Source organism: Kitasatospora sp. NE20-6 (assembly GCF_045862635.1).
The window spans coordinates 145,519-171,430 of record NZ_BPRL01000007.1 but is presented as its reverse complement, the minus strand read 5'-3'; the positions used below and the strand labels follow the sequence as shown (position 1 = coordinate 171,430).

General features: G+C 74.7%; 17 protein-coding genes, 4 tRNA genes and 1 riboswitch. Of the genes, 10 read left to right on the top strand and 11 right to left on the bottom strand.

Going from position 1 to position 25,912, the window contains the following annotated elements; translation table 11 throughout:
• Positions 1-8: 8 nt before the first annotated feature.
• Positions 9-1,208 carry a globin domain-containing protein gene (locus SNE206_RS09140; RefSeq protein WP_407912874.1) on the top strand — a complete coding sequence of 400 codons (1,200 nt, stop codon included), beginning with the start codon at positions 9-11 and terminating at the stop codon, positions 1,206-1,208.
• 48 nt (positions 1,209-1,256) lie between these two features.
• Here the strand turns inward: SNE206_RS09140 and SNE206_RS09135 are convergent.
• The 3 genes from SNE206_RS09135 to SNE206_RS09125 all read right to left on the bottom strand — a co-directional run bounded on the left by SNE206_RS09135 (position 1,257) and on the right by SNE206_RS09125 (position 1,840).
• A tRNA-Arg gene (locus tag SNE206_RS09135) sits at positions 1,257-1,332 on the bottom strand.
• 34 nt (positions 1,333-1,366) lie between these two features.
• A tRNA-Arg gene (locus tag SNE206_RS09130) sits at positions 1,367-1,442 on the bottom strand.
• Between the two features lie 304 nt (positions 1,443-1,746).
• Positions 1,747-1,840: transfer RNA gene (locus SNE206_RS09125), tRNA-Ser, on the bottom strand.
• Positions 1,841-2,071: 231 nt separating this feature from the next.
• On the opposite strand from SNE206_RS09125, the gene SNE206_RS09120 reads away from it, so the two are divergent.
• Positions 2,072-5,734, top strand: a complete 3,663-nt coding sequence (locus SNE206_RS09120) for a PAS domain-containing protein (protein ID WP_407912873.1) — start codon at positions 2,072-2,074, stop codon at positions 5,732-5,734.
• A 78-nt stretch (positions 5,735-5,812) separates the two neighbouring features.
• Here SNE206_RS09120 and SNE206_RS09115 read toward each other — a convergent pair whose 3' ends face one another.
• The 3 genes from SNE206_RS09115 to SNE206_RS09105 form a co-directional block, all read right to left on the bottom strand.
• Complete coding sequence (locus SNE206_RS09115) at positions 5,813-6,322, bottom strand: DUF4396 domain-containing protein (protein WP_407912872.1); 510 nt, start codon at positions 6,320-6,322, stop codon at positions 5,813-5,815.
• Between the two features lie 84 nt (positions 6,323-6,406).
• Positions 6,407-8,065, bottom strand: coding sequence for a long-chain fatty acid--CoA ligase (locus SNE206_RS09110; RefSeq protein WP_407912871.1), 1,659 nt, complete (start codon positions 8,063-8,065; stop codon positions 6,407-6,409).
• 152 nt (positions 8,066-8,217) lie between these two features.
• A complete protein-coding gene (locus tag SNE206_RS09105) occupies positions 8,218-9,093 on the bottom strand; it encodes a DUF1906 domain-containing protein (protein WP_407912870.1) in 876 nt (291 codons plus the stop codon).
• 140 nt (positions 9,094-9,233) lie between these two features.
• Between SNE206_RS09105 and SNE206_RS09100 the strand changes: the two genes are divergently transcribed.
• A complete protein-coding gene (locus tag SNE206_RS09100; RefSeq protein WP_407912869.1) occupies positions 9,234-10,274 on the top strand; it encodes an EamA family transporter in 1,041 nt (346 codons plus the stop codon).
• A gap of 675 nt (positions 10,275-10,949) precedes the next feature.
• On the opposite strand, the gene SNE206_RS09095 is transcribed toward SNE206_RS09100, so the two are convergent.
• The 3 genes from SNE206_RS09095 to SNE206_RS09085 form a co-directional block, all read right to left on the bottom strand.
• Positions 10,950-12,314 carry an FAD-binding oxidoreductase gene (locus SNE206_RS09095; RefSeq protein WP_407912868.1) on the bottom strand — a complete coding sequence of 455 codons (1,365 nt, stop codon included), beginning with the start codon at positions 12,312-12,314 and terminating at the stop codon, positions 10,950-10,952.
• Positions 12,315-12,548: 234 nt separating this feature from the next.
• Positions 12,549-12,636, bottom strand: a tRNA-Ser gene (locus SNE206_RS09090).
• A gap of 60 nt (positions 12,637-12,696) precedes the next feature.
• Entirely contained in the window at positions 12,697-14,442 is a 1,746-nt protein-coding gene (locus SNE206_RS09085; RefSeq protein ID WP_407912867.1) for a S1C family serine protease, read from the bottom strand.
• Positions 14,443-14,659: 217 nt separating this feature from the next.
• A riboswitch (TPP riboswitch) is annotated at positions 14,660-14,802 on the top strand.
• Between SNE206_RS09085 and SNE206_RS09080 the strand changes: the two genes are divergently transcribed.
• From SNE206_RS09080 to SNE206_RS09065, 4 genes are all read left to right on the top strand, one after another.
• Positions 14,795-16,204: a purine-cytosine permease family protein gene (locus SNE206_RS09080; protein WP_407912866.1), complete on the top strand. Its 1,410-nt coding sequence runs from the start codon at positions 14,795-14,797 to the stop codon at positions 16,202-16,204. Its footprint overlaps the riboswitch before it by 8 nt.
• 124 nt (positions 16,205-16,328) lie before the next feature.
• A complete protein-coding gene (locus SNE206_RS09075; protein ID WP_407912865.1) occupies positions 16,329-17,153 on the top strand; it encodes a glycerophosphodiester phosphodiesterase in 825 nt (274 codons plus the stop codon).
• A gap of 331 nt (positions 17,154-17,484) precedes the next feature.
• The gene (locus tag SNE206_RS09070; RefSeq protein ID WP_407912864.1) at positions 17,485-18,078 is read left to right on the top strand and encodes an ATP-binding protein; all 594 of its coding nucleotides are present in this window, start codon (positions 17,485-17,487) and stop codon (positions 18,076-18,078) included.
• Between the two features lie 97 nt (positions 18,079-18,175).
• On the top strand, positions 18,176-19,156 hold the full coding sequence (locus tag SNE206_RS09065) for a DUF5926 family protein (protein WP_407912863.1): 981 nt from the start codon (positions 18,176-18,178) through the stop codon (positions 19,154-19,156).
• A 308-nt stretch (positions 19,157-19,464) separates the two neighbouring features.
• Here the strand turns inward: SNE206_RS09065 and SNE206_RS09060 are convergent, their stop codons facing one another.
• On the bottom strand, positions 19,465-20,115 hold the full coding sequence (locus SNE206_RS09060) for a bifunctional DNA primase/polymerase (protein ID WP_407912862.1): 651 nt from the start codon (positions 20,113-20,115) through the stop codon (positions 19,465-19,467).
• 463 nt (positions 20,116-20,578) lie between these two features.
• On the opposite strand from SNE206_RS09060, the gene SNE206_RS09055 reads away from it, so the two are divergent.
• Complete coding sequence (locus SNE206_RS09055) at positions 20,579-22,051, top strand: PP2C family protein-serine/threonine phosphatase (protein ID WP_407912861.1); 1,473 nt, start codon at positions 20,579-20,581, stop codon at positions 22,049-22,051.
• 168 nt (positions 22,052-22,219) lie between these two features.
• Positions 22,220-23,713 (top strand): aminopeptidase P family protein, encoded by a 1,494-nt coding sequence (locus tag SNE206_RS09050; protein ID WP_407912860.1) that lies wholly within the window; start codon positions 22,220-22,222, stop codon positions 23,711-23,713.
• Positions 23,714-24,208: 495 nt separating this feature from the next.
• On the opposite strand, the gene SNE206_RS09045 is transcribed toward SNE206_RS09050, so the two are convergent.
• A complete protein-coding gene (locus tag SNE206_RS09045; protein WP_407912859.1) occupies positions 24,209-24,661 on the bottom strand; it encodes a rhodanese-like domain-containing protein in 453 nt (150 codons plus the stop codon).
• Between the two features lie 168 nt (positions 24,662-24,829).
• Between SNE206_RS09045 and SNE206_RS09040 the strand changes: the two genes are divergently transcribed.
• Positions 24,830-25,867: a helix-turn-helix domain-containing protein gene (locus tag SNE206_RS09040; RefSeq protein WP_407912858.1), complete on the top strand. Its 1,038-nt coding sequence runs from the start codon at positions 24,830-24,832 to the stop codon at positions 25,865-25,867.
• The last annotated feature ends 45 nt before the right edge of the window (positions 25,868-25,912 follow it).

The window sequence follows — 25,912 nt, the reverse complement described above, 5'->3', positions numbered from 1 at the left end:
CCGCTCCGGTGGCCTTCGACCCCGCTGTCCTGCGCGCCGGCCTCGCCGTGGCCGAGCGTCGCGCCGACCAGCTGACCACCTATTTCTACGCGCACCTCTTCGCCCACAACCCCGGCGTGCGGGCGCTCTTCCCGGAACAGCTCGACGAGCAGCGCGACCGGCTGCTCGCCGCGATCACCCACCTGATCGGCCGTCTCGAAGAACCCGAGCGGCTGACCGGCTACCTCGCGGCCCTCGGCCGCGACCACCGCAAGTTCGGCGCCGCCCCCGAGCACTACCCCGCCGTCGGCGCCAGCCTCATCGCCGCCCTCCAGCAGGTCTGCGGCCACTCCTGGACGGTGGAGGACGAGAAGTCCTGGACGGAGGCGTGGACCGTTATCTCCCAGGCGATGATCGACGCGGCCGCGGCCGTCCCCGCCGACACGCCCGCGTGGTGGGAGGCGGAGGTGGTGCGCCGCCGCCGCGCCGCACCGGACGTCGCCGTGCTGACGCTCGCCCCCGACCGGCCGTACCCGTACGTCCCCGGCCAGTACCTCACGCTCTGTTCGCCGCGGGTGCCCCAGGTGTGGCGGCCGTTCTCGATCGCGTGCGCCCCCCGCGGGGACGGCACGCTCGACGTGCACGTCCGCCGGGTGCCGGACGGGCAGCTCTCCCCCGTGCTCGTCAACGACGTCGTGCCCGGGGACCGGCTGCGGATCGGCCCGCCGATCGGCGAGGCCGTGCTCGACGCGGCGTCCCGGCGCCCCCTGCTGGCCGTCGCGGGCGGCACGGGCTGGGCCCAGGTCAAGGCCGTCGTCGAGCAGGTCGTCAAGGACGGAACCCGGCACGTCACCGTGATGCTCGGCGCCCGCGACGACGCCGACCACTACGACCTCGACGCCGTGCACGCCATGGTGGCCGACTGCGTACGCCTCGACGTCGTGCTCGCCGCACCCGCCGACGGATCGGCGCGCGGCGAGGCGGTCGCGCTCCTCCACGAGGGTCTGCACCGGCTCGGCGACTGCTCCAACCGGGAGGTGCTGCTCAGCGGGCCGCCCGACCTCGCCCCCTCCGTGACGGAGATCCTGATCGGCCTCGGCGCGGACCCCGCGCTGATCCGGCACGACCCCGTGCCGCGCACCCTCAACCGCTCCCGCCCGCTGACGGCCCCGGAGCGGTTCCTGGAGGAGCGCGACGTCGCCTGGATCAACCGCACCGAACTGGCCTGAGCCCAGGAGGAACGACGAAGGCCCCGGACGGTGTCCGGGGCCTTCGGGTGGTGCGCTCAGCAGGATTCGAACCTGCAACCTCTTGATCCGTAGTCAAGTGCTCTATCCGTTGAGCTATGAGCGCCTGAGCGGCCCCTGGGGACCGCCGCGGCAAGTTGTGGTGCGCTCAGCAGGATTCGAACCTGCAACCTCTTGATCCGTAGTCAAGTGCTCTATCCGTTGAGCTATGAGCGCTCGCCCTGGCGTCTTTCCTCCGGGGCGGTGCGGGGACAACATTACATGACCGTCGACCTGGGGTGAAATCGATTGATCCCGGACGCCCCGCGGCGGCCGGCCCGGCCCCGCGCGGGCGCCGGGACCTGCCGGGACGCACCGGGAGCACCCCGCACGCCGGGGCTGCGGGGCCGGCACGCACCGGGGCCGCGGGACCGGCAGGACCCGCCCGGGGCGCGACGGCCTGCAAGCCGTGCGGGTGCGTACCGGGGCCCGCCGGAAATGCAGGGAGCCCCGCCGACTTCCGTCGACGGGGCTCCCTCCATGGCGGAGGCTGAGGGATTTGAACCCTCGATGGGCTTGAAGGCCCAAACCGCATTAGCAGTGCGGCGCCATAGACCGGACTAGGCGAAGCCTCCTCCACCGGACCGCGCCCCCACTGCTCGGGCGCACTCCGTGCGCAAGTGATGATGCCACAGCCCAGGGGCCCGACACCAACCACCGACAACGTTACTAGCCGGGTCGTCCACAGCGCAAAGAACAATGAGATACTGCCGGGGCCCGAGGAGAGCGCGAGCCGCGAGCGCCCGCCGTGACCAGCCGGCGAGCCATCGCTGTGGTGGCCCGAAGCCGTGAGGAGACCTGTCGACGTGAGCAGCAGGCCGACCCGAGGCGCTGCTCGCCTCGCCGCCATACTCGACGCCCTGCCGGACGCCCTGTTGCTGGTGAACAGCAACGGCACGGTGGTCGACGCGAACAAGGCCGCCGTGGAGAGCCTCCAGGCGCCCGGCACCTCGCTCGTGGGGCGTGGCGTGCTCGACCTCCTCCCGGAGTTCGACCCGAGCCGCATCCCCGGCTCGATGCGCCCGCCTGCGGCGGAGAGCGAGGGGCTGGACAAGCCGGTCCGGATGACGGCCCGCCGCACCGACGGCGACACCTTCCCCGTGGAGGTCTCGGGCAACGACTTCAGCGACGACGGCACCGGCGGCGAGGACCGCGGCTACGTCCCCTACGACCCGTACCGCGAAGGGTCCGGGCAGGACCTGCTGCTGCTCCTGGTGCGCGACCTCACCGGGCGGCTCGGCATCGAGGCGGAGCTGCGGCGCCAGCACAAGCAGACCGAGATGATCCTCCGCGCGGCGGCCGAGGGCGTGCTCGGCGTCGACCTGGAGGGCCGCGTGGTGCTGGTCAACCCGGCCGCCGCGCACATACTCGACTACCGGGCGAGCGAGCTCGGCGGCCGCGAGCTGCACCCACTGGTCCAGCACTCCCAGGCGGACGGCACCCCGCTCGCGCTGGAGGCCTCCGCACTGCTCGACACCCTGGTCTCCGGCCGCAAGCACCGGGTGCGCGGCGCCGTGCTCTGGCGCAAGGACGGCACTCCCGTCACCGTCGACCTCACCACGGCGCCCGTACGGGACGGCGAGCAGCTGGTCGGCGCGGTGATGACCTTCACCGACCGCACGAAGGAGCTCGCGCTCGTCGCGCGCAACGAGCACCTCACGGCCGTGCTGGAGACCGAGCTCGGCGATGCCCTCACCGCCCTGCACCGGCGGATCGACGCGCTCGCCGGCGACCCGGCCGGACAGCTCTGGCCGGAGGCGAACTGGACGCTGCGGCGGCTCGCCGACGAGTGCCGCCGGTTCGGCACCCTGATCGACGGGGTGCTCGCGCACCAGGCGTTCGAGGCCTCGGCGGAGACGGGTAAGCAGCAGCTGAAGCGCCGGCCGGTCGGCCTGGACACCGTGGTGCAGCGCGCCGTCGAACGTGCCGGCGAACTCGTCGGGCCCGGCCGGGTGCGCTACTCGGTGCACGCCGCCGCCGTCGAGGTGACCGCGGACAAGGAGCGGCTCGGCCGCGCCCTCGCCCACCTGGTCGCCGACGTCAGCGGCATCGGCCCCTCGCTCGACGCGCCGGGCACCGGCGCGATGCCCTCGCTCGGCGTGCCCGCACTGCCGCCGGCCGGCGGGGACGCCCCGATGGTCGTCGTCGCCGCGGCCCAGCGCGGCGAGGTCGCCCGGATCGAGGTGCGCGGCCCCGCCCTGCGGAGCAGCCCCGTGCACCTGCCGATCGCCCGGGGCACCGTCGAGCGCCACGGCGGCGTGCTGCAGCGGCATGAGCTGCCGGGCGGGGGCGGCACCACCTACGTCGTGGAGCTGCCGCTGGACGCGGCAGCGGCCCGCGCGGCCTCGGTGGGCCGGCCGAGCGTGCCCAAGGAGACCGACACCGCGATGCTGCCGGACCTCCCGGAGCTGCCCCCGGCCGAGCGCCGCGAGGACGCCCCCGCCGAGCAGCCCGGCCCGCAGACCGACCCGCAGACCGACCCGCAGTCCGGCCCGCAGTCCGGCCCGCAGATCGACCCGGCCGGGGCCGCCGCGGGCGAGCACGGCCGGCGCGGTCCGATCGCCCTCGGTCCGTCCGTCGGGACGGCCCCGGCCCCCGGCCCCGACGGTCCTGCCCCGCACCACGGCCACGGCGAGCACGGGCACAGTGAGCACGGGCACAGTGAGCACAAGGCCGGCGAGCACGGACCCGGCGCAGGCAACGGGCAGGGCCCGGCGGAGCCGCAGCCCGGCGGGTCCGGCCGGTCCGGCCGGTCCTCCGACGGCACGACCGCGCCCGAAGCGGCCGTTCCCGGACAGCGCACGCACGCGCCGATCGCCCTCGGCCCCGGCCCGTCCTCTCCCGCGGACGGCTTCGCGGGCAGCTCCGCGGACGACCTGTCGACCCCGCCCGGCAGCGTGCCCGCCGCGGGGCAGCCGACTGACGGCGCGTCGGGGTCCGGCCAGGAGGCCGGGCGGCCGTCAAGACGGCGCCGGGGTGTGCCCGCCGCCGACGAGACGTCCGCGGGCGCCGCTCCGCTGCCCGGGGCTCCCGAGCCGGGCCTGCCGTTCTACCCGGGACTCGAACACGCACTGCCGGTCGGCGGACCGCCTGCCGCGGTGCCCGCCGTCCAGCCGACCGGGCGCAGGCGCCGACTCGCCGTGCCCGCCGACCCCGGCGCGCCGGTGGAGAACGCGGCGCCCGAGGCACCGGCCACGGCGCAGTCCGCAGCGGACCACGCACCGGCGGAGGGCCTCGTCGCGCTGCCGCCCGGTCAGGCGACGGAGTCCGCCGTCGCGCTGCCGGTCCCGGCCCCGGCCCACCCGGCCGTCTCGGCCGAGCTCGCACCGACGCGGTCCGCCGCGCCCGAGCTGCCGTCGGCCGCCCCGGCCGCCCCGGCCGCCCCGCAGCCGGTGGGCAGTGGGCTGGGCGAGCTGAGCCCGCCGCGGCCGCTGCAGAGCGCGTTCGCGTCCGCCTTCCCGAGCGCCTTCCCGCAGCCTGCGGCGGCGCCCGCGGACCCCGCCCCGGTGACCCCGGCGGAGCTGCCGGCCCTGCCCGCGGCCACCGGCCCGGGCGGCGCCGCGGACCCCACCCCTGCGGCGGCGGAGCAGCGGACACCGCCGCGTCCGCTCTCCGAGCTCGCACCGGCGGGTGTACCGGTCCCGATGCCGGCCCCGGCCCCGGTCCCGGCTCCGGCTCCGGCTCCGACGGAGCAGCCGACCGTGCTCGTGCCCGCCGTCGACGGCGGGCCGCGACGGCTGCTGGTCTGGCCGGAACCGGACGCCTCCACCAAGCAGGCCCTCCAGGACCGCGGCTACCGGCCGGTCATCGTGCGCTCGCGCGAGGAGGTCGACGCGCAGGTCTCCGGCTTCCCCGCGGCGCTCTTCGTCGACCCGCTGACGGGCCCGATCACCCGTACCGCCCTGGAGTCGCTGCGCACCGCCGCGCTCAACCAGCGGGTGCCGGTGCTGGTCACCGCGGGTCTCGGCCAGGCCGCCCGCGACGCCGCCCACGGGGCCGACCCCGCCGTGCTGCTGCGCGCGCTGGCCCCGCGGGACAGCGAGAGCCACGCGCCGCGCGTGCTGCTCGTCGAGTCCGACGCCGACATCGCCGCCGCGATGATCGCCAGCCTCGAACGCCGCGGCATGCACGTCGAGCACACCACCGACGAGAACGAGGCGGTGGCCCGGGCCAGCAGCGTGCAGCCCAACCTGGTGGTGATGGATCTGCTGCAGATCCGCCGCCGCAGGGTCGGCCTGCTCGACTGGCTGCGCGCGAACGACCGGCTGCACCGCACCCCGCTCGTCGTCTACACGTCGGTCGACCTCGATCCGAAGGACCTGCCGCGGCTGCGGACGGGCGAGGCGGTGCTCTTCCTCGCGGAGCGCTCGACCTCGGACGACGTCCAGGCGCGCATCGTCGACCTGCTCGGCCGGATCGGCTCGCTCGCCGAGGGCGGTGCCGTGGCCGGTTCGGCGGTCGGCGGCTGACACCGCGGGGCCGGCCCCGGGGCCGGCCCGCGCGGTGGTGGGCGGTGGTGGGCAGCGATCGGTGGCGATCGGTGGCGGTCAGTGGTGGGCGTGGACGACGGCGTGGCCGCGTCCGCGGGTGATCAGCCACCGGTTGACCGGCACGGTCAGCACGAAGGCCACCCCGAGCGACAGCAGCAGGGACGCCCAGAAGAGCGGCCGGCCGAGCCCTGCGTCCATCGCTCCGGGCACGGTGACCATGACGGTGTTGTCGACGAGCTCCATGACGAGGATCGACACGGTGTCGGCCGCGAGGGCGACCCGCAGCGCCGCACCGGGGGCGAGGCCGGAGCGCAGCAGGCCCCGCATGGTGAACGCGTAGCCGAACACGAAGGCCAGGGCCACCGACAGTGCGACGGTCGCACCGCTGCCGAGGCCCAGGGCGGTGCCGACGATCATGCCGAGCACCTCGCCGGTGGCACAGCCGACGAGGCAGTGCAGGGTGGCGAGCGCGGCGGTCCCCCAGGTGGACACGGAGGCGGATGCGGATGCGGGCCGGTGCGGGTCGGCCGGGTGCTGGGGGTGCTGGGGGTGATGGTGGTGCTCCATGGTGCGGGCTCCTCTCCCTCGCGGGTTCCGCTCCGGAGAACCACATACCCCCAGGGGGTATTCCCGCGAGGGAGAGGAGGCCGGCTACTCCTTGCCGAGCACCGTGACGTCCAGCCCGTCGGCGGCGTACTCGGCCCGGATCACCTTCTTGTCGAACTTGCCCACCGAGGTCTTCGGCACCGACTCGACGAGCGCCCAGCGCTCCGGCAGCTGCCAGGAGGCGACCCGCCCGGCGAGGAAGGCCCGCAGCTCGGGCAGGCCGGCGGCGGCACCGGGCCGCAGGACGACCGTGGCCAGCGGCCGCTCGCCCCACTTCTCGTCCGGCACGGCCACGACCGCGGCCTCCGCGACCTCGGGGTGGGCCATCAGGTGGTTCTCCAGCTCGACCGAGGAGATCCACTCCCCGCCCGACTTGATGACGTCCTTCGCCCGGTCGGTGAGCGTCAGGTAGCCGTCCGCGGTGATGGTGCCGACGTCGCCGGTGCGCAGCCAGCCGTCCTCGCTGAACTTGTCCCCGGGCCGCTCGGGCTCGCGGTCGGCGCCGCCGAAGTACGCGGCCGCGATCCAGGGGCCGCGGACCTCCAGCTCGCCCGCGGCCTCGCCGTCGTGCGGCATGCGCTCGCCGCCCGGGCCGACGAGCCGGGCCTCGACGGAGGCCGGGAACAGGCCCTGCGTGAGCCGGTACGGCCACTCCTGCTCGGGGGTCAGCCCGGCCGGCGGGAGGGAGAAGGTGCCGAGCGGAGAGGTCTCGGTCATGCCCCAGGCGTGCACGACGTTGATGCCGTGCCGCTCCTCGAACGCCTTCATGAGGGCGGGCGGGCAGGCGGAGCCGCCGATGACCACCATGCGGAGGGTGGAGGTGTCGTAGTCGCCCGCGTCGAGTTCGTCGAGCAGGCCGCTCCAGATGGTGGGGACGGCCGCGCCGACGGTGGGCTTCACCCGGTCGATCATCTCGGCGAGCGGCTTGGGCTGCAGGTGGCGGTCGGGCATGAGCAGGCTCGCGCCTGACATGAAGGCGGTGTGCGGCACGCCCCACGCGTTGACGTGGAACATCGGGACGACCGGCAGCGCGACGTCGCGCGCGGTGAGGCCGAAGCTGTCGGCCGCCATCACCTGCAGACAGTGCAGGTAGACCGAGCGGTGGCTGTAGACGACGCCCTTGGGGTCACCGGTGGTGCCGGAGGTGTAGCAGAGCGCGGCGGCCCGGCGCTCGTCGAGCTCGGGCCACGGGTATACCGCCGGACGGTCGGCGATCAGCGCCTCGTACTCGTGGACGGTGCCGGAGAAGCCGTCCAGCAGGGAGCGGTCGCCCTCGCCGCTGACCACGATGTGGCGCAGGGTCTCGTCCAGCTGGCCGAGCACCCCGGCCAGCAGCGGCAGCACGCTGCCGTTCACGATGATCACGTGGTCGGCGGCGTGGTTGATGATGTACGCGAGCTGCGGCGCCGGCAGCCGGAGGTTCAGCGTGTGGAGCACGGCACCCATCGACGGCACCGCGAGGTACGCCTCCAGGTGCTCGGCGTTGTTCCACATGAGGGTCGCCACCCGCTGGTCGCCGTTCACCCCGAGCTCGTCGCGGAGCGCGTACGCGAGGCGGGCCGCCCGGGCGCCCACCTCGGCGTAGCTGCGGACCACCGGGCCGGTGCCGTCCCAGGTGGTGACCGTGGAGCCGGCGTGCACGGTGGAGCCGTGCGCGAGGATCCGGGAGACGGTGAGCGGTACGTCCTGCATGGTGCTGAACACGCGGGTCCTCCTTGACCGGGTGGCGGCAGACACCGGCGGGGCTACTCGCAGGTAGCCACGGCCGGCATGCCGATTCTGGTCCGCCCCGGGCCCGGTGTCAGCATTCGTGGTCGAGTTGAGACCAGCATCTCCGGTGCAGGCCGGAGCCCGGATCAGCCCACCGGCGAGTCGAGCTCGTCGCGGTCGATGGAGAGGGAGACCCCGCCGTACGACTCGGTGACGTTGCCCTGGTACTGGTGGATGCGGCTGCGGTCGGTCCACAGGTCGGGGTTGAGGTCGCCGGCGCCGTCGGTGACCGTCGCGCGGCCGTCCCAGCGGGCGTACCAGACGGCGTCGGGCAGCGGGGAGCTGCCGGCCCGGGCGGCCGCCGCGAGGTCGGCGACCCCGGACTCGGCGGAGGAGTAGAAGCCCGCCCGGTGCCCGGCCGCGTGCAGGGCCTGGGTCCAGCCGACGGTGAAGTCCATGACGGCCTGGCTGCACGCGTCGTCGCCGCGCGGGTAGGCCTCCATGTCGAGGTAGACCGGCGTGCCCGCGCCGAAGCCGAGCCCGCGCAGCGAGGCGACCGCCTCGGCCGCCTCCTGCTGGCCCTGCCCCACGGCGTCGCCGGGGTCGATGTGCTGCGGCTTGCTGCCGCTCGTACTGCACGGCGCCTGCCGGCCGACGTGCGTGGGGACGAACCGCCAGCCCATCGCGCGGGACTGGGCGACCCAGTCCGCGGTGAGCCGCGACTGCGTGCAGCCGCGCTGGCTGCCGCTCGTGTAGATGCCGACCGCGCCGTACGGGGAGTCGTCCCACCAGGTCTGCATGGTGGCCAGGGGCGGCGCCGTGCAGGCGTCGAACCCGGCGCCCTGGTAGACCTCGCCCTCGACCAGCCGGCCGCCCGGCGCGGCCGCCGGGTCGTCGAGCACGGTGCGGCTCAGCCGGGGGCCGGCCCCGGGTGGCGCGGCCCCCGCCGCGGGCACGCCGGTGGCGCCGATCAGCAGGACGGTCGAGGCCGCGGCCAGCGCGGCTGTTCCCAAGGTACGCACGCCACAGTCGTACTGACCGATCGTCGGATCGGTGGGGCAGGCGCGCGGCCGCCCGGGCGCGATTCACCCGGCCGGTCGGAGTTCCGGAGCCCATGTAAGGGATTTGCAGCCCATGCGGTCCTTACGTCAGACTCGTCGCCATGCCCGCCGCCGACACCCTCGCACCGCCCTCCGGCACCACCGGCACCACCGGCACCACCGGCACCACCGGCACTGTCAGCACTGCCGGCACTGCCGGCACCATCGGCACCGGTCCGGACAGCAGGACCGCAGCGCCCGCCGGCGCCGCGTCCTCCGCCGGTGGCCGGCCCGCGGGACGCGGTCTGGCCCGCGTACCTGCACCGGTGCTCTGCATCACCGCCATGGCCGCCTGCCAGCTCGGCATCGCCACCTGCACCTCGCTGTTCGGCCTCGTCGGCGTGGCCGGGGCGACCTTCCTGCGACTGGCCGTCGCCGCCGTCGTCCTCCTCGCGCTCACCCGCCCCCGGCTGCGCGGACGCAGCCGCCGCGACCTCCTCGCCGCCGCCCGGCTCGGCATCGCCTCCGCCGGGATGACGCTCCTCTTCGCCGCCGCCACCAGCAGGCTGGCGATGGGCACCGCCGCCACCATCGAGTTCCTCGGCCCGCTGGCCGTCGCCCTCGCTTTCTCCCGCCGCGCCGGACACCTGCTCTGGGCCATGCTCGCCGCCGCCGGAGTCGCCCTGCTCACCCTGGTCGGCCACGGCAGCGGCGGAGCCGCACTCGACCCCGCCGGGCTCGGCTACGCCTTCGGGGCGGCCGCCTGCTACGCGGGCTACATCCTCCTCACCCACCGGGTGGGTGCCGCCTTCCACGGATTCGAGGGCCTGGCCGTCTCCTTCACCGTCGCCACCCTCGTCGTCGCGCCGTTCGGGGCGGCCCAGGCCTGGCACGGGCTCGCCGCCTCCCCCTCCCCCGCACTGCTGCTGCTCGCCGTGGCGGGAGTCGCGCTGCTCTTCCCCGTCCTCCCGTACGCGCTGGAGATGACGGCCCTGCGGCGCATGCCGCAGCGGGTGTTCAGCGTGCTGGTGAGCCTCGACCCGGCGATCAGCGCCCTGGTCGGACTGGTCGTCCTGGGCCAGCTCCTGGGCGGCGTGCAACTGGCCGGCATCGGGTGCGTCGTCGCGGCGAGCGTCGGCGCGACCCTCACCGCGCGCCGCTGACCCGGCGTCACCGGCGTGGCCGACGTGGCCGACGTCACCGGCGCGGCTGCGATACGCCGTCCGGTTCCCGGGAACGGACGGCGGGCGGGCGCCGCTGTACGGCACCCGCCCGCCGGAACCCGCTGCGGCAGACCCTTTCCCCGCCCGGGTGTCGTCCCTCTCCGCGCGCCGGCCGCCGGACCGTTGCTACCACCCTGCCGATCGGCGCCCCCGCCGACGGCCGGACGGCCCGGTCCCCTCAGGCGGCCCGCGCCTCCGGGGTCAGGGCGCGATCGGCGGGACGACCGGGGCCGGGACCGCTGCACGGACCACCCGCGGTGGAGCGGCCGTCGGAGCCGGGCCGGTGGGCGGGGCCGTCGGACGGGAGTACGCCATGGTTTTCCTCCGTCGTGCAGGAGTGGCGGGGATCGAAGCACGCCGGGCCGGAGCCCGCCGTCGAGGAAGAAGACTTCCGTAACAAATCGACAAAGGCATAGCTCGACTCGACCTTTTCGCCCGTTAGCGTGATCCCGGCGCGGCGGAGGAATAGCCGAAGAACGCCATCACGGCCGCCCCACCTGCAGGTTCACCCGATTCGTGGGCGCCCGGAAAACGCCTCCCGTGCGCCGTACCGTCCGCCGGGGCGCATGATTCGGACGTGGCGCGCCCCCGGACAGATCGTCGGACAACCGGACGTCACACGGCCTTTCCGGGATTCAGGATTCCCAACGGGTCGAACACCGCCTTGATCTGCCGCTGCAACGCCGACCCGACCGGCCCGAGCTCCTTCGCGAGCCACTCCCGCTTCAGCAGACCCACACCGTGCTCACCGGTGACGGTGCCGCCCAGGTCCAGCCCCAGCGCCATGATCTCGTCGAAGGAGGCCTTCGCCCGGGCCGTCTCGTCCGGGTCGTCCGCGTCGAAGATCACCACCGGGTGGGTGTTGCCGTCACCGGCATGGCTGACGACGCCGATGGTCAGCCGCTGCCGCGCGGCGATCTCCTCGACGCCGTCCAGCATCTCCCCCAGCCGCGACCGCGGCACCGCCACGTCGTCGATCATCGTCGTGCCGAGCCGCTCCATCGCGGGCAGCGAGAGCCGCCGCGCCTCCAGCAGCATGTCCGACTCGGCCTGGTCCTCGGCCGGCACGACCTCGCTCGCACCCGCCGCCCGGCACAGCTCGGCCACCGCCGCCAGCTCCGCCTCCTTCGCCGGACCGTCGAACGCCACCAGCAGCAGCGCCCGCGTCGACTCCGGCAGCCCCATCTTCGCCATCGCGTTCACCGCGCGGACGGTCGTCGTGTCCATCAGCTCCATCAGCGACGGCACGTGGCCCGACGCCATCACCGAACAGACCGCCGCGCTCGCCGCCGCCGTACTGGGGAACTCCGCCGCGAGCGCCAACTGCGGGGCCGGCGCGGGACGCAGCGCCACCACCGCCTCCACCACGACCGCGAGCGTGCCCTCCGACCCGACCAGCAGCCGCGTCAGGTCGTACCCGGCGACGCCCTTCGCCGTACGCCGACCGGTCGTCAGCAGTCGCCCGTCCGCCAGCACGACCTCCAGGCCCAGCACGTACTCGCTGGTCACGCCGTACTTCACGCAGCACAGGCCGCCGGCGCCCGTCCCGATGTTGCCGCCGATCGTGCAGGACTCCCAGCTCGACGGATCCGGCGGGTACGCCAGGCCGTACCCGGCCGCGGCCCGCGACAGCTCGGCGTTCACCACACCCGGCTGCACGACCGCGATCCGGTTCACCGCGTCGATCTCCAGGATGCGGTTCATCTTCACCATCGACAGCACGATGCAGCCGTCGACGGCGTTCGCCCCGCCCGACAGACCGGTCCGCGCCCCCTGCGGCACCACCGGCACCCGCAGCTCGGTCGCCGTCCGCATGACGTGCTGCACGTGCTCCACCGTCTCCGGGAAGACCACCACCGCCGCCACCCCGGCCTCGCAGAACCCCGCCATGTCGTGCGCGTACGCCGCCACGACATCCACGTCCACGGCCACCGCCGCCTCCGGGAGCCCCGCCAACAACCGGTCGACCAGATCACCCACGGCAGCCTCCAGCTCTCGCACACCCGTCCGCCCTGCACTCTGCCCCTGCCGGACGCCCGCGGCAAGGACGGTGCACAATCACCGATCACGCCGCCGCCGGACCCCGCCCCCGACCGCGTCCGCCCCCGAACGGGCCCCGGGCGGTCACTGGACGGCCGCCGGGCGCACACAGCGCGAAGGGCGGGTACCGACTTGCGTCGGTACCCGCCCTGAGCCGGGCTTTCGCCTCACCTGCGGAGGGTGTGGGATTTGAACCCACGGTGAGGGGTCACCTCACGACAGTTTTCAAGACTGTTCCCTTAGGCCGCTCGGGCAACCCTCCTGGCGGGGGTCAGCCTAACGGTTCGGGGCCTCCTCGGTGCACACCGTTTCCGGGTGGGCGTCAGCTGTCGCCCTTGCGCTCGCCGAGGGTGACGGTGGTCTTGGCGGCCTTGCCGTCACGGGTGTACTCGACCTCGACCTTCTCGCCGGGCTTGTGCGTCCAGATCTCGGAGACGAGGGTCGGGCCGCTGTCGATCGGGATGCCGCCGAGCTTGGTGATGACGTCGCCCGGCTTGAGGCCGGCCTGGTCGGCGGGACCGCCGGGCGTGACGGCCGCCTGGCCCTGGACGGCGGCGGTCTGGATCTGGGCGCCGTCACCCTTGTAGTCGTCGTTGCGGAGGACGCCGAGGATGGCGTAGACGGGCGTGCCGTCCTTGATGAGGGTCTCGGCGACCCACTTGGCCTGGTTGATCGGGATGGCGAAGCCGAGGCCGATCGAGCCGGCCCGGCCGGAGCCGCTGGTGTTGGACTGGATCGCCGAGTTGATGCCGATGACCGCGCCGGAGGCGTTGAGCAGGGGGCCGCCGGAGTTGCCGGGGTTGATCGAGGCGTCGGTCTGCAGGGCGTTCATGTAGGAGGCCTGGGCACCGGTCTCGTCACCGGAGGCGACGGGGCGGTCCTTGGCGCTGATGATGCCGGTGGTGACGGTGCCTTCGAGGCCGTACGGGGCGCCGATGGCGATGGTGGCGTCGCCGACGGCGGCCTTGTCGGAGTCGCCGAGGGGCAGCGGGTTGAGCTTGTCCTTGGGCGGGTTGTCGAGCTTGACGACGGCGACGTCGTAGCCCTGGGCCCGGCCGACGACGGACGCGTCGTACGAGGATCCGTCGGAGAACTTGACCGTGAGCTTGCCGCCGTTGGCGGCGGGGGCGACCACGTGGTTGTTGGTGAGGATGTGGCCCTCGGTGTCGAAGATGAAGCCGGTGCCGGTGCCGGACTCCTGGGAGCCGGTCGCCTTGATGGTGACGGTGCTGGGCAGCGCCTTCGCGGCGATGCCCGCCACGGAGTCGGGGGCGCGGTCGGTCACCTTGCGGCTGTCGCTGACGCTGACCGTGGTGCTGGAGTGCCCGGCGCTGCTGCCGCCGCTGTCACCGTCGGAGACGGCGACGCCGATCGCCCCGCCGGCCACGCCGGCGACGAGGGCGACGGCCGCGACGAGGGCGATGAGCCCGCCGCGCTTGCGGCGCGGGGCGGGACCGCCCGCGGAGGCGTACGGGTAACCGGGGCCGCCGGGCTCGGCCGGTCCGCCGGGAACCCCGGGGCCGCCGGTCGGGTGACCCCAGCCGCCGACGGGGTGGCCCGCGCCGAACGGGTGGTGCGCCTCGGTCGGGGCGGAGGGTGCGGCGGGCGGCGGGGTGCCGGGGGTGTCCGGCGTGCCGTACGGGTCGGTCGACGCGGTGACCGGTGCCACCGGGGCCGGGGCCGGAGCCGCCACAGGGGCGGCGTACGGGTCGGCCGCGACCGGGACGGCGTACGGGTTGGCCGCCTGCGGCTGGGGCACGACGGGCGGCGGCGCGTCGATGTAGGCGGGCGCGGCCGGGGGTGCGGCGGGCGGCGGGGCGTCCAGGTAGGCGGGCGCGGCCGGCGGCGCGGCCGGCGGCGGGGCATCGATGTAGGGGGACGGCGCGGCGGGCGCGGGCGGCGCGGCCGGGGCATCGCTCAGCTTGGCGAAGGCGAGCGTGGGCGCGGACTCGACGACCGGCGGCGCGGCGGCCGACGCGGTGTCGTGAGCCGGACCCACCGCCTGGGGCGCACCGGAGGGCTGGCCCTCCTGCGGCCCGGTGGACCCACTCGCGTGCTCGGTGCTCACGGACGACCTCCATAGCTGACAGGACCTAGAACCATAGTTTTTCGCATCACGGATTCGGTTGCCGTAAGGAGCCCCCTGAAGAACGCCTAAGAATCCTTAGGTGTCCCCGACGATCCGCCCTCCGACCTGGTCCGGAGCCCCTGCTCCGGTCCCGCGATCCGGACGACGGACCTCCGGGCCTTGGCCTCCGGGACTGCGCCGGATAGCCTGTCGTCCTATCTGAACACGCGGGAGCTTGGACCTTCCAGGCTGAGAGTGCGCCGATCGACCGGCCGGGCAGTGACCGGCCGGACCGAGGTGGCGCAGACCGCCTGAACCTGTCCGGGTAATGCCGGCGTAGGGAGTATCGGCCATGACGGCTGTTTCGCCTGCCTCCTTTTCCGATCCGGGAACCGGGCCGGAGCCCGTCGCCCCGAACGGCGCGCGTGTCGAGGCGCCGCTGGTGCTGGACACCGCGCCCCCGCGGACGCTGGACTTCCGGGCGCAGTTCGCCCTCTGGGCCAACCTCGGCGTGAGCCTGATCGGCTTCCAGAGCGCGGTCACGGTGCTGGTGGTGGGCGGCCGTGAGCTGTCCTTCGCCGCGGCCGTGACGGCGATCGTCGCGGGCACGGTCATCGGCACCTCGATGCTGGGCGTGGCGGCGCTGATCGGCGCCCGGACGGGTGCGCCGGCGATGGCGATGCTGCGCGGCCTGTTCGGCACCCGGCTCTCCTTCCTGCCGACGGTGCTCAACATCCTGCAGTGCATCGGCTGGGGCGTGTTCGAGCTGATCGTGATCGCCGGCGGCGCGCAGACGGTGGCGGGCACGCAGGGGTGGCGCTGGCTGTTCGTGCTGCTCGCCGGCGTGGTCACGACGGTGCTGACGATCTGGCCGCTCGGCGCGATCGCGGTGCTGCGCAAGTACGTGGCGGTCGCGGTCGGCGTGGCGATGGTGTACTTCACCGTCCAGCTCGGCCGGCAGGGCTTCCCGGATCCGGGCGCGGGCAACTGGCACGGTTTCCTGACGGCGACCGACGCGGTCATCGCGGTGTCGGTCTCCTTCGTGCCGCTGGCCGCCGACTACACCCGGCACGCCCGCACCGCGGCGTCGGCCTTCTGGGGCAGCTTCACCGGGTACTCGCTGGCCCAGGCCTGGTGCTACGCCCTCGGCCTGATCGCGCTGCTGCAGTCGGGCGGCGACCCGTCGAAGGTGTTCTCCTCCTTCACCGGGGTGGCCGCCGGCTGGGTGTTCCTGCTGGTGCTGGTGGTGCGCGAGACCGACCAGTCGTTCGCCAACGTGTACTCGACGGCCATGTCCGTCCACAACCTCCTGCCGCGGGTCGACCGCCGCCTACTCACCGGCGGGATCGGCGCGCTGGTGACCCTGCTGGCGCTGCGCATCCAGGAGGGCGAGTTCTACGAGACCTACGCGAACTTCCTCTACCTGATCGGCGCGGTCTTCGTGCCGCTGCTGGCGGTGCTCGCCGTGGACTACTTCTTCGGCGCCGGCCGGCAGGGCTGGAACACCGCGCAGGACGCCCCGGCCCGGCCGCTGATGCTGCTGCCGTGGGTGCTCGGCTTCGCCGCGTACCAGTTCCTGGCGCCGACGGGCATCGCGGACTGGTGGACGGACTTCTGGATGCGGCTGCGGGACGCGGTCGGCTTCACGCCGCAGTCCTGGACGTCCGCCTCGCTGTTCGGCTTCCTCGTGGCGGCGCTCGCGACCTGGGCCCTGACGGCGCTGACCGGCCGGACCTCCGGCACCGGGGCGGACGCCCGCTGACGGCCGTCCCGGCCGACCGGGCCCCGGCAGGCAGCGGCCCGAGGTGAGGCGGCGCCGGAGCTGTTCACCGCAGGTTCCCCGTGGCGGGTGCGTCCGGGCATCCCTGCCCTCGTAGGGTGTTGCCGTGGACACCCAGAGACTCCGCCGGACCGTTCCCGCGGCGCCGGGCGGCCCCGCCCCCGACCGCGGCGCCGTCGAGGTCGTCGCGCACCGCGGCTCCTCGGCGGCCCTGCCGGAGCACACCCTGGCGGCGTACCGCCGGGCGATCGACGAGGGTGCGGACGCCCTGGAGTGCGACGTCCGGCTGACGGCCGACGGGCAGCTGGTGTGCGTCCACGACCGGACGGTGCAGCGCACCTCGGACGGCCGGGGCGTGGTCTCCACGATGACGCTCGACCAGCTCGCCGCGCTGGACTTCGGCTCCTGGAAGTCGCCGGACGCACCGGAGCCGAGCCCGGTGCTGACACTGGCGCAGCTGCTGGAACTGGTCGCGGGGGCCGGGCGGCCGGTGCGGCTGGCGATCGAGACCAAGCACCCGACCCGCCGCGCGGGCCGCACGGAGGCCGAGCTCGTCCGGCTCCTCGACCACTACGGCCTGCTGCCGCGGACGGCCGAGGAGTCGCTGGTGCGGATCATGAGCTTCTCGGAGCTGGCCCTGCACCGGGTGCGCCGCGCGGTGCCGGCGGTGCCGACGGTGTACCTGCTGGAGCGCCGGTGGCCGGTGCTCGGCCGCACGCGGTCGCTGCCCGGCGGCGCCGGCATCGCCGGTCCCGGGATCGAACTGGTGCGGCGCAGTCCCGGGCTGGTCCCGGCGCTCCGCCGGGCGGGGCACCGGGTGCACGTGTGGACGGTCGACGAGCCGGCCGACGTCGACCTCTGCCTGGAGCTGGGTGTGGAGGCGCTGATCACCAACCGGCCGCGCGAGGTGCTGGCCCGGCTCGGGCGCTGAGCGGACCGTCCGACGGGGTGTCCGGTGGGGTGCCCGGGAGCGGTCGGCGGCACTCCGTCCGGCACCCCGTCCGGCACCGGCCGGGCGCGGGGCGGAGCCGGGTGTACAGGATGCGCACAACAGCGTGCGCGGGGCGGTCAATCCCCTGAACGGGGCTCAACGGACGCTCAATTCCTGTGACTTTCACAACGGACCGTAAGCAGTTTTTCGCCGGTTGAATACCGTCCGTCGCGGCGCCTCGAAATGTCCGCGCGCGATCGCCCGGGGCTCGTTTCCGACGCATTCCGGAGGGGCATCCATCCCTCGTCAGACGCTGAAGGAGGTCCCGGGGGTGGCGTTGATGGTGGCGCGTGCTGTGCCCGAGAAGGCAGGGCCGACTTCGTCGACCTTGGCGGTGCCGCACGGTCCGGCCGGTGTCGGCGCCGCGCGGCGACGGATGCGGCGGGAGCTCGGTGACCGTGCGATACCGGAGACGGTCATCGACGACGCGGTGTTGATCCTCTCCGAACTGCTGAGCAATTCCTGTCGGTACGCGCAGCCGCTCGGAAAGCTCGCGGAACTCGACGAACGGACCGTCGAGGAACGCACCGCGGAGGAGCTGGCGGACGTCCTGACATCGGCCGTCACCACCCGTGCCAGGAACGCCGGTCGGGCGGATCCGGAGGACGTCTCCGAGCCTGGGCCCGGCGGCATCCTGGTGCGCTGGTGGACCCACGCGGACGGGCTGACGGTGGAGGTGACCGACGGCGGCGCACCGACCCGGCCGCTGCCCGCCAGCCCGTCGCTGACCGCGCGCGGCGGGCGCGGTCTGAGCATCGTGGGACGCCTCTCCAGCGCGTGGGGCGTCCGCGACGCGCCCGGGGAGGTCACCGTGTGGGCGGCCCTGTCCCTGCGCGACGGCAAGAGCGGCGAGCCGGTGGCGTAGCGCGCGCCCGGCGGGCCCCGGGCGCGCGGGCGCACGGCGGCGGCCCGGAATCTCAGTAGGCTTCCGGTGCACTGTCGCCGTACCCGGGAGCCCCACCATGGCCAAGAAGGCCGCGAAGTCCTCGTCCCAGCCCAGCACCTCCACCGCCACGGGCGAGATCCCGGTCGTCGGCGCGCGGGAGAAGTGCCCCTGCGGCTCGGGCCGCCGCTACAAGGCGTGTCACGGCCGGGAGGCCGCGCACGCCGTGCAGGAACTGGTGCACCGTCCGTTCGAGGGCCTGCCGGGCGAGGCCGACTGGGTCGCGCTGCGCGAGCTGGTGCCCGCCGCGACCGTGCCGCTGACGCTGGCGGCCGGGGTGGCGGACGGCGCCGTCGGCGAGGTGCCCTCGGTGACGCTGGCGACCGTCCTGCCGCTGGCCTGGCCGGCGCTGCGGCGCGCGGACGGCTCGGTGCTGCTGGGCCTGCAGACGCAGTCGAGCTCCGGCGACCTGAGCCGCGACCTGGGCGACGCCCTGGAGCTGGCGCTCGCCACCGAGCCGGGCACTCCGGTGCCGGCCCGCCGCACCGTGCCGGGCGGCCGCCGCCTGCAGGACCTGCTCGACACCGCGGCCGGGTTCGACCCGGCGGTGCACACCGGCTTCGAGTTCTGGCTGGAGGACGCGGAGGCGGCCTCCGGCGAGGTGGCCGCCTCCCTGGAGCGGGCCAACGCCTCGGCGATCCCGACCGAGAAGGTCGCCGGCGTGGACGCCGCGTACTGGTGCGGCACCCCGGACAAGAACCACCTGCGCTGGGTGATGACGGTGCCGGAGGAGAAGCTGCTGGACGCGCTCGCGCGGCTCTCCGCCGCCGGCCTGTCCTCCCTGGGCGAGGGCACCAGGCTGGTCGGCTCGTTCCGTGCGCACGGCCTGACGGTGCCCGTGTGGGACCTCCCGGTGGAGTTCTCGGCGGACGACTGCGAGAAGCCCGCGGCGGAGTTCGCGGAACGGCTGGCGGGTGCGCTGCAGGAAAGCGCTCCCCTGAGCGCCGAGGAGCGCCGGGCCCGCGCCAACCTGGTGAACCGTCAGGTCACCCTGAACTGACGGCGATGTGACTCCCGTCACATTTCCGGCGGGAGTCCGGAGAATCCCAGGTCGGCCAGGGCCGGACAAATTGGCTCCCCGCCGGATCTTTGTTACTGTTTAAACAGTCCGGTCGCTGGTGCATCCCCCGTCGCCAGCGGCCGGATTTTTCGTTGTCCGGCGCAGCGCGTGCTCCCGGCCCGCACCTGCCGACCCGTTCGCGGCCGCACCGGCCCCGCCGGTCACGGCGATCGGCCCGCGAAGCCCCGCCGGTCACCACGCCCGGCCCTCAAAGCCTCGCCCGGCCCGCGGAGCCCCGCCCGCCCGCGTCAGTACGGCAGTCGGCTGCCGTCCGGCTCGGCCGAGCTCGCCGCGATCAGCCCCTCCAGCAGCGTGCCCACCTGAGGGAGCCACAGCCCGCCCTCCACCGGGGGCGACACCCAGTGCACCGCGCCGGCCCCGCCCTGCGAGGGCGGCAGCATCACGTACCCGCCGGGCCCGTGGTACCGCAGCGAACCGGGCACCCAGGGGCGCTCGGCCAGCAGCCCGCCGAGCTCCTCCAGCGTGAACGGCGCGACGAGCAGCGCGCAGCGGGAGGGCGTGGCCAGCACCGGGCCGACCGGCACCCCCAGCTCCGCGAAGTGCGCGAGCACCCGCACACCCGCCGCGGCGGGCAGGCTCACCGCGCAGACCGTGCGGCCCGTGGCGACGAGCAGCGGCGCCCCGGGCGCCCGGTTCTCCCACCACCACTGGACCATCCGCCCGTCGGTGGTGGCCGCGGCCAACGGGGGGTCGTGCGGATGGGCACCGGGCTGCGAACAGCGCGGGTCCTCGCAGGAGCACGGTCCGAACACCCCCCGGGCCGCACGGGCGCCGGGCACGACCGGCCATCCCCGCTCCGCCGACTCCAGCGCGGCCACGAGCAGCGCGCCCTGCTCCCGGCGGCGGCTGCCCGGCCACCGCAACTGCATCCGACGCATGGGCGCTCGTTCCTCTCCGCGACCGTGGGGTTCGGGACGGCCGGGCGGCGGGGCCGCGACCGGCGTGAGATGAGGGAGGGTCACCGGAAGGACGGCCCTGGAACGAGAATCCCCCATACGGCCGGATGGACGCGCCCCACGGGCCGTTGGTTCCACCGTACGAGTGAGTCGAACCCGGCCCGGAGGGCCGCCGGGAGGCGGAAGCATACGATCCGGACCACCGGTTGACCGAGCGTCAGCCGATGCAGACCGCGCAGGACCGCCGCGGGCCCGCTCCGGCATGCCCGCCGGCTGCCGTCACGGGCCGCGGAAGCGGGAGGCACCGACCTCGTCACGCTTCTGGACATGCCCCGATCGGCCTGTGTACAAGTGGTGGATTGCTGCCGACTAGTGAGATAGCAATCGTTTGGTCCGGCTCTCGGGGTTCCTGCGTGACACGTACCAGTATGTGGGGAGTTGCGACATGACCGACGCCCAGCCGAGCGGACTGACGGTGTCCGGCGGGGCGCCGTCCGGCCCGGCGGCACGCGGGACGGCCCAGACGGCGGGCGGGACCGCCGCGGCGGTGTGCCCCCCGGCGCCCGCGGGCGGCGTGCTGGCCCCGGCCGCACCCCTCTCCGACCTGCTCGGCACGGGGTTCCCCGGTGAGGACGACGCCGCGGGGCTGCAGGACCGTTTGGCCGGATGGCTGTCCGATTTCACGAGCCTGCACGAGCACATCGAACTCCTCGCCCGGGCCCGCGGCCTGGACGCCGCCCTCACCGCCGTGCTGGAGTCCGGGGCCGCCCTGCTCGGCGCCCGCCGCGGCCTGATCACCACCACCGCCCGCGGCGCCGGACGGCCCGTCGGCCTCGGGCTCGACCGCTGCGGCGTCGGCTGCCTGGAGACCGTCCCGGTCGAGCACGGGCCCTTCGCCGGCCTGCTCGGCCGGGCCGGCACCGGCGGCCGCCTCCTCGTCGCCGACCTCGCGGCGGACCCGTCCGTGGCGCCGCGGTTCCGCGAGGTGGCCGCCCACCTCGGCCTCGGCGCCTGCTTCGCGCTACCGCTCGGCACCGGCGACGACGGCCCGCTCGGCGCCGCCGCGTGGTTCTACGACGAACCCGCCGAACCCAGCGAGCGACGCCAGCAACTGCTGCGCCGATACTGCGAGTTCGCCGCCCCCGTACTGGCCGGCCAGCTCGCCGCCGACCGGACCAGGCGCGCCACCGACGCCCTCCGCCGCGGCCTGCTGCCCGACCGCCTCCCCGTGCTGGACGGCGTCCGGCTGGCCGCCCGCTGCGTGGCCGCCGGCCTGGAGAACGCCACCGGCAGCGACTGGTACGACGCCGTCGAACTCCCCGACGGCACCCTGGCCGTCACCGTCGGCAGCGTCTCCGGCGACGGCCCCGGCGCCGGCCCGGCCTCCGCCCCCGGCGCGGCCGCCGCCATGGGACGCATCCGGGCGGCGCTGCGCGCCTACGCCGTGCTGGAGGGCGAGGACCCGGTCTCCGTCCTCGGCGACCTCGAACTGCTCCTCAAGACCACCGAACCCGCCCGCACCGCCACCGCCGTCTACGGCTGGGTGGAGCCCGCCGAGCGCCGCATCACCCTGGCCGGCGCCGGACACTGCCCGCCCATCCTCGTGAACCGGGACGGCGCCTCCTTCGTCGAGACCTCCCTCTCGGCCCCGCTCGGCGTGCTCAGCTGCTGGGAGGCGCCCGGCGTGGAGCTCACCGCCGAGCCCGGCGACCTCCTCGTCCTCTACACCGAGGGCCTGGCCCGCCGCTGCGGTCCCACCCTGCACGCCGGGCAGTCCGCGCTGCGCCGCGCCGCGGCCGACGCCCCGCGCGACGCCCGGCTCGACCCCGACCGGCTCTGCGCCCACCTGCTGGAGGTCACCGGCGGCGCCACCACCGGCACCGACGACCTCGTGCTGCTGGCCCTCCGCTTCGGCTGACCCGGCGGCCCCGTCCGCCCGCGGGCCGGCCGGCGGGCCGCGGGCGAACGGATGCCCGACACCCGTACGGTCCGTTCGGTCCGCCCTCGTACCATGGGGGCACGGCCGCCCACGCACCTCGCGATCCGAGGTGTCCGGGGCGGCATTACGCGCAAGGAGGCGACGTACGTGACCGAGGACCGCACTCCGGCTGTGTCCGACAACCCCGAGGGCCTGGCCGCCGACGAGGAGGACGAGCCGATCAAGGGCCGCAAGAACGGCCTGTACGGCGAGATCTCCGACGAGCTCGGCACCTCGATGAAGTCGGGCTGGGCCGACACCGAGCTCCGCGGTCTGACCCCGATCGCCCAGGCCGGCCACGCCGCCGAACGCCGGGCGAAGCTCTCCGCCCGCTTCCCGGGGGAGCGGCTGGTGGTCCCGGCCGGCAACCTGCGGGCCCGCGCCAACGACACGGACTACGCCTTCCGTGCCGCCAGCGAGTACGTGCACCTCACCGGTGACCGGACCGAGGACGCCGTCCTCGTCGCCGAGCCGAACGGCACCGGCCACGACTTCTCCCTCTACCTGCGGCCCCGCTCGAACCGTGAGAACGGCGAGTTCTGGCTCGACGGCCACGGCGAGCTGTGGGTCGGCCGCCGCCACAGCCTGGAGGAGGCGCAGGCCCTGCTCGGCCTGCCCGCCCGCGACGTCCGCAAGGCCGCCGAGGAGCTCGCCGCCGCGACCGCGGTGCCCACCCGGATCGTCCGCGGCTACGACGCCGCCCTGGAGGAGGCCCTCACCGGCGTCCTCGACGCGGAGCACGACGACGAGCTGAAGGTCTTCCTCTCCGGCCTGCGCCTGGTCAAGGACGCATGGGAGATCGGCGAGCTGCGCGCCGCCTGCGACGCGACCGTCCTGGGCTTCACCGACGTCGTCCGCGAGCTCGGCCAGGCCGTCGCCACCTCGGAGCGCTGGATCGAGGGCACCTTCTGGCGCCGCGCCCGCGTCGAGGGCAACGACGTCGGCTACGGCTCCATCTGCGCCGCCGGCCCGCACGCCACCACGCTGCACTGGGTCCGCAACGACGGCGACGTCCGCCCCGGCGAGCTGCTCCTGCTCGACGCCGGCGTCGAGACGGACACCCTCTACACCGCGGACGTCACCCGCACCCTGCCGATCAACGGCCGGTTCGACGCCCTCCAGAAGAAGATCTACGAGGCGGTGTACGACGCGCAGGAGGCCGGCATCGCCGCGGTGAAGCCGGGCGGCCGCTTCCGCGACTTCCACGACGCCGCGCAGCGCGTCCTCGCCGAGCGCCTGCTCGCCTGGGGCCTGCTCGACGCGTCGGTGTACGACGTCGAGAAGGTCCTGGAGCTCGGCCTGCAGCGCCGCTGGACCCTCCACGGCACCGGCCACATGCTCGGCCTCGACGTGCACGACTGCGCGCACGCCCGCCGCGAGCAGTACGTGGACGCGGTGCTGGAGCCCGGCATGGTGCTGACGGTCGAGCCCGGCCTGTACTTCCAGCAGGACGACCTGACCGTGCCCGAGGAGTACCGCGGCATCGGCGTGCGCATCGAGGACGACATCCTCGTCACCGCCGACGGCAACGAGAACCTGTCGGCCGGCCTCCCCCGCCGCGCCGAGGACGTCGAGTCGTGGATGGCGGGCCTCGCGGGCTGACCCCGCGGCGTCCGTGGACGGCCGGGCCCCTGTCGGGGGTCCGGCCGTCCGGCGTCGGGGGCGGACCGGCACGAGGGTGCGGGCGTCACCGGCGGGTGGGACGGAGAACCGCCGGCCGCCGGTGCGCGGCGCCCCGGGTGTTCGTGTGCGGCGTGTCAGCGGCGCGCGCCGCGCCGGCCCCAGCCGGACATGCGGGTGGGCGCGGCAATGTTCTTCGCATAGGTGGTGAAAACGGACGCACGCATGGCAAGACCCCCCAAGAGATCACTGCGGGTGTGGTGATGGGCGTGTGCGACGAGGCCCGCCGGTCGGCCCTGCCGGACCGGCGTCGTTCCCCCGAACCCTCGTCGTGGCGTGCCTGCATCCTCCCGGACGGGTGCAGTGGACTCCCACTGCTTTTTCACAACCCCGCCGTGGACCGCTGCCGGCCCCTGGACACACCTACAGACTACGGCCGGACACTGACAATCCGGCCGCCCCGGGGCCCCCGCCCGGTCAGCGGACCAGGCCGAGATCGGCGGGGGTGGCGGTCTTCGGGTCGATCGGGCGGCGGCCCTCGGTGGGCCAGCCCTCCCGCACCCAGTACTCGAGGCCGCCGATCATCTCCTTGACCTCGCGGCCCAGCGCGGCGAGCTTCATCGCGCCCTTCGTGGAGCCGTTGCAGGCGGGGCCCCAGCAGTACACGACAAGGAGCCCGGCGGGCAGCGCGGCGACCCGTTCCGCGGTGATGCCGGCGATCGGCAGGCTGATCGCCCCCGGCAGGTGGGCCTTGCGGTGCGCGCCTTCGGCCCGGACGTCGACCAGGGTGAAATCCTGCTGCCCGTCCCGCAGCGCGTACCAGACGTCGGCGGGGTCGGCCTGGCAGCCGAGGCGCTCGGCGAAGAAGGCGAAGGCGCGCTCCGGGGAGGCCGCGGGGATCTCGGTGACGGGCGAGGCGGTGGTGGTCATCTGCGGTCTCCTGGCGGTGCGGGTGCGGGTGCGGGTGCGGTGCGGGTGCTGTGCGATGCGGGTGCTGCGGCGACGACTCCGATCCTCGCGGCCGGCCCTCGCCCGCGGACAGTGGCGTGGACGACTACACTCGCCAAGATCCCGCCAGCCCGGACGAGGGGAAGCAGCATGCCCGCGCAGCCGTCGAGCGGCCCGGTCTCCGTCACCGTCGGCCGCCGCCCCGACCCCGTGCACACCGTGGCCGTGTACGCCTTCGACGGCATGGCTCCGTTCGAACTCGGCGTGGTGGTCGAGGTGTTCGGCCTGCCCCGGCCCGAGCTGGGCAGTCTGCTGACCGCCCCCTGGTACACGGTCGTGGTGTGCGCCGACGAGCCCGGGACACCGCTGAACGCCGTCGGCGGTTTCGGCCTGACCGCCCGCCACGGCCTGGACGAACTCGCCGCCGCCGACACGGTGATGGTCGTCGGCGTGCCCAACGCCTTCAGCGGCGAGGTCTCCCCCGGTCTGGTCGCCGCCCTGCGGACCGCGCACCGGCGCGGCGCCCGCATCGTCTCCATCTGCTCCGGCGCGTTCGCCCTCGCCGCGGCCGGCCTGCTGGACGGGCTGGAGGCCACCACCCACTGGCGCTACGCCGAACTGCTGCAGCGCCGCCACCCGGACGTCCGGGTCAACCCGGACGTGCTGTACGTCGACAACGGTGCCGTGCTGACCAGCGCGGGAAGCGCCGCCGGCATCGACCTCTGCCTGCACCTGGTGCGGCGCGACCACGGCGCCAGGGTCGCCAACGCCGTGGCCCGCCGCTTCGTCGTACCGCCCCACCGGGACGGCGGCCAGGCGCAGTTCATCGAGGCCGCGGTGAAGCCCGTCGCCGACGAGGACGACGGCGTCGCCCGCTCCATGCAGTGGGCGCTCGACCGCCTCGCCCGGCCGCTCACCGTGCCGCTGCTGGCCCGCACGGCGCGCATGTCCGACCGCTCCTACCTGCGGCACTTCACCGCCCGCAACGGCACCAGCCCGATGCGCTGGGTCACCACCCAGCGCATCGCGGCCAGCCTGCCCCTGCTGGAGGCGGGCACCGGCACGGTCGAGGAGGTCGCCGCCGCCGTCGGCTTCGAGAGCGCGGCGACCTTCCGCCACCACTTCGGCCGCACGATGCGGACCTCACCCACGGCGTACCGCCGCACCTTCGGCCGGGGCGCGGCATAGACCGCGGCACGGCACGGATCCACCCGTTCCGCACGCGAATCACCC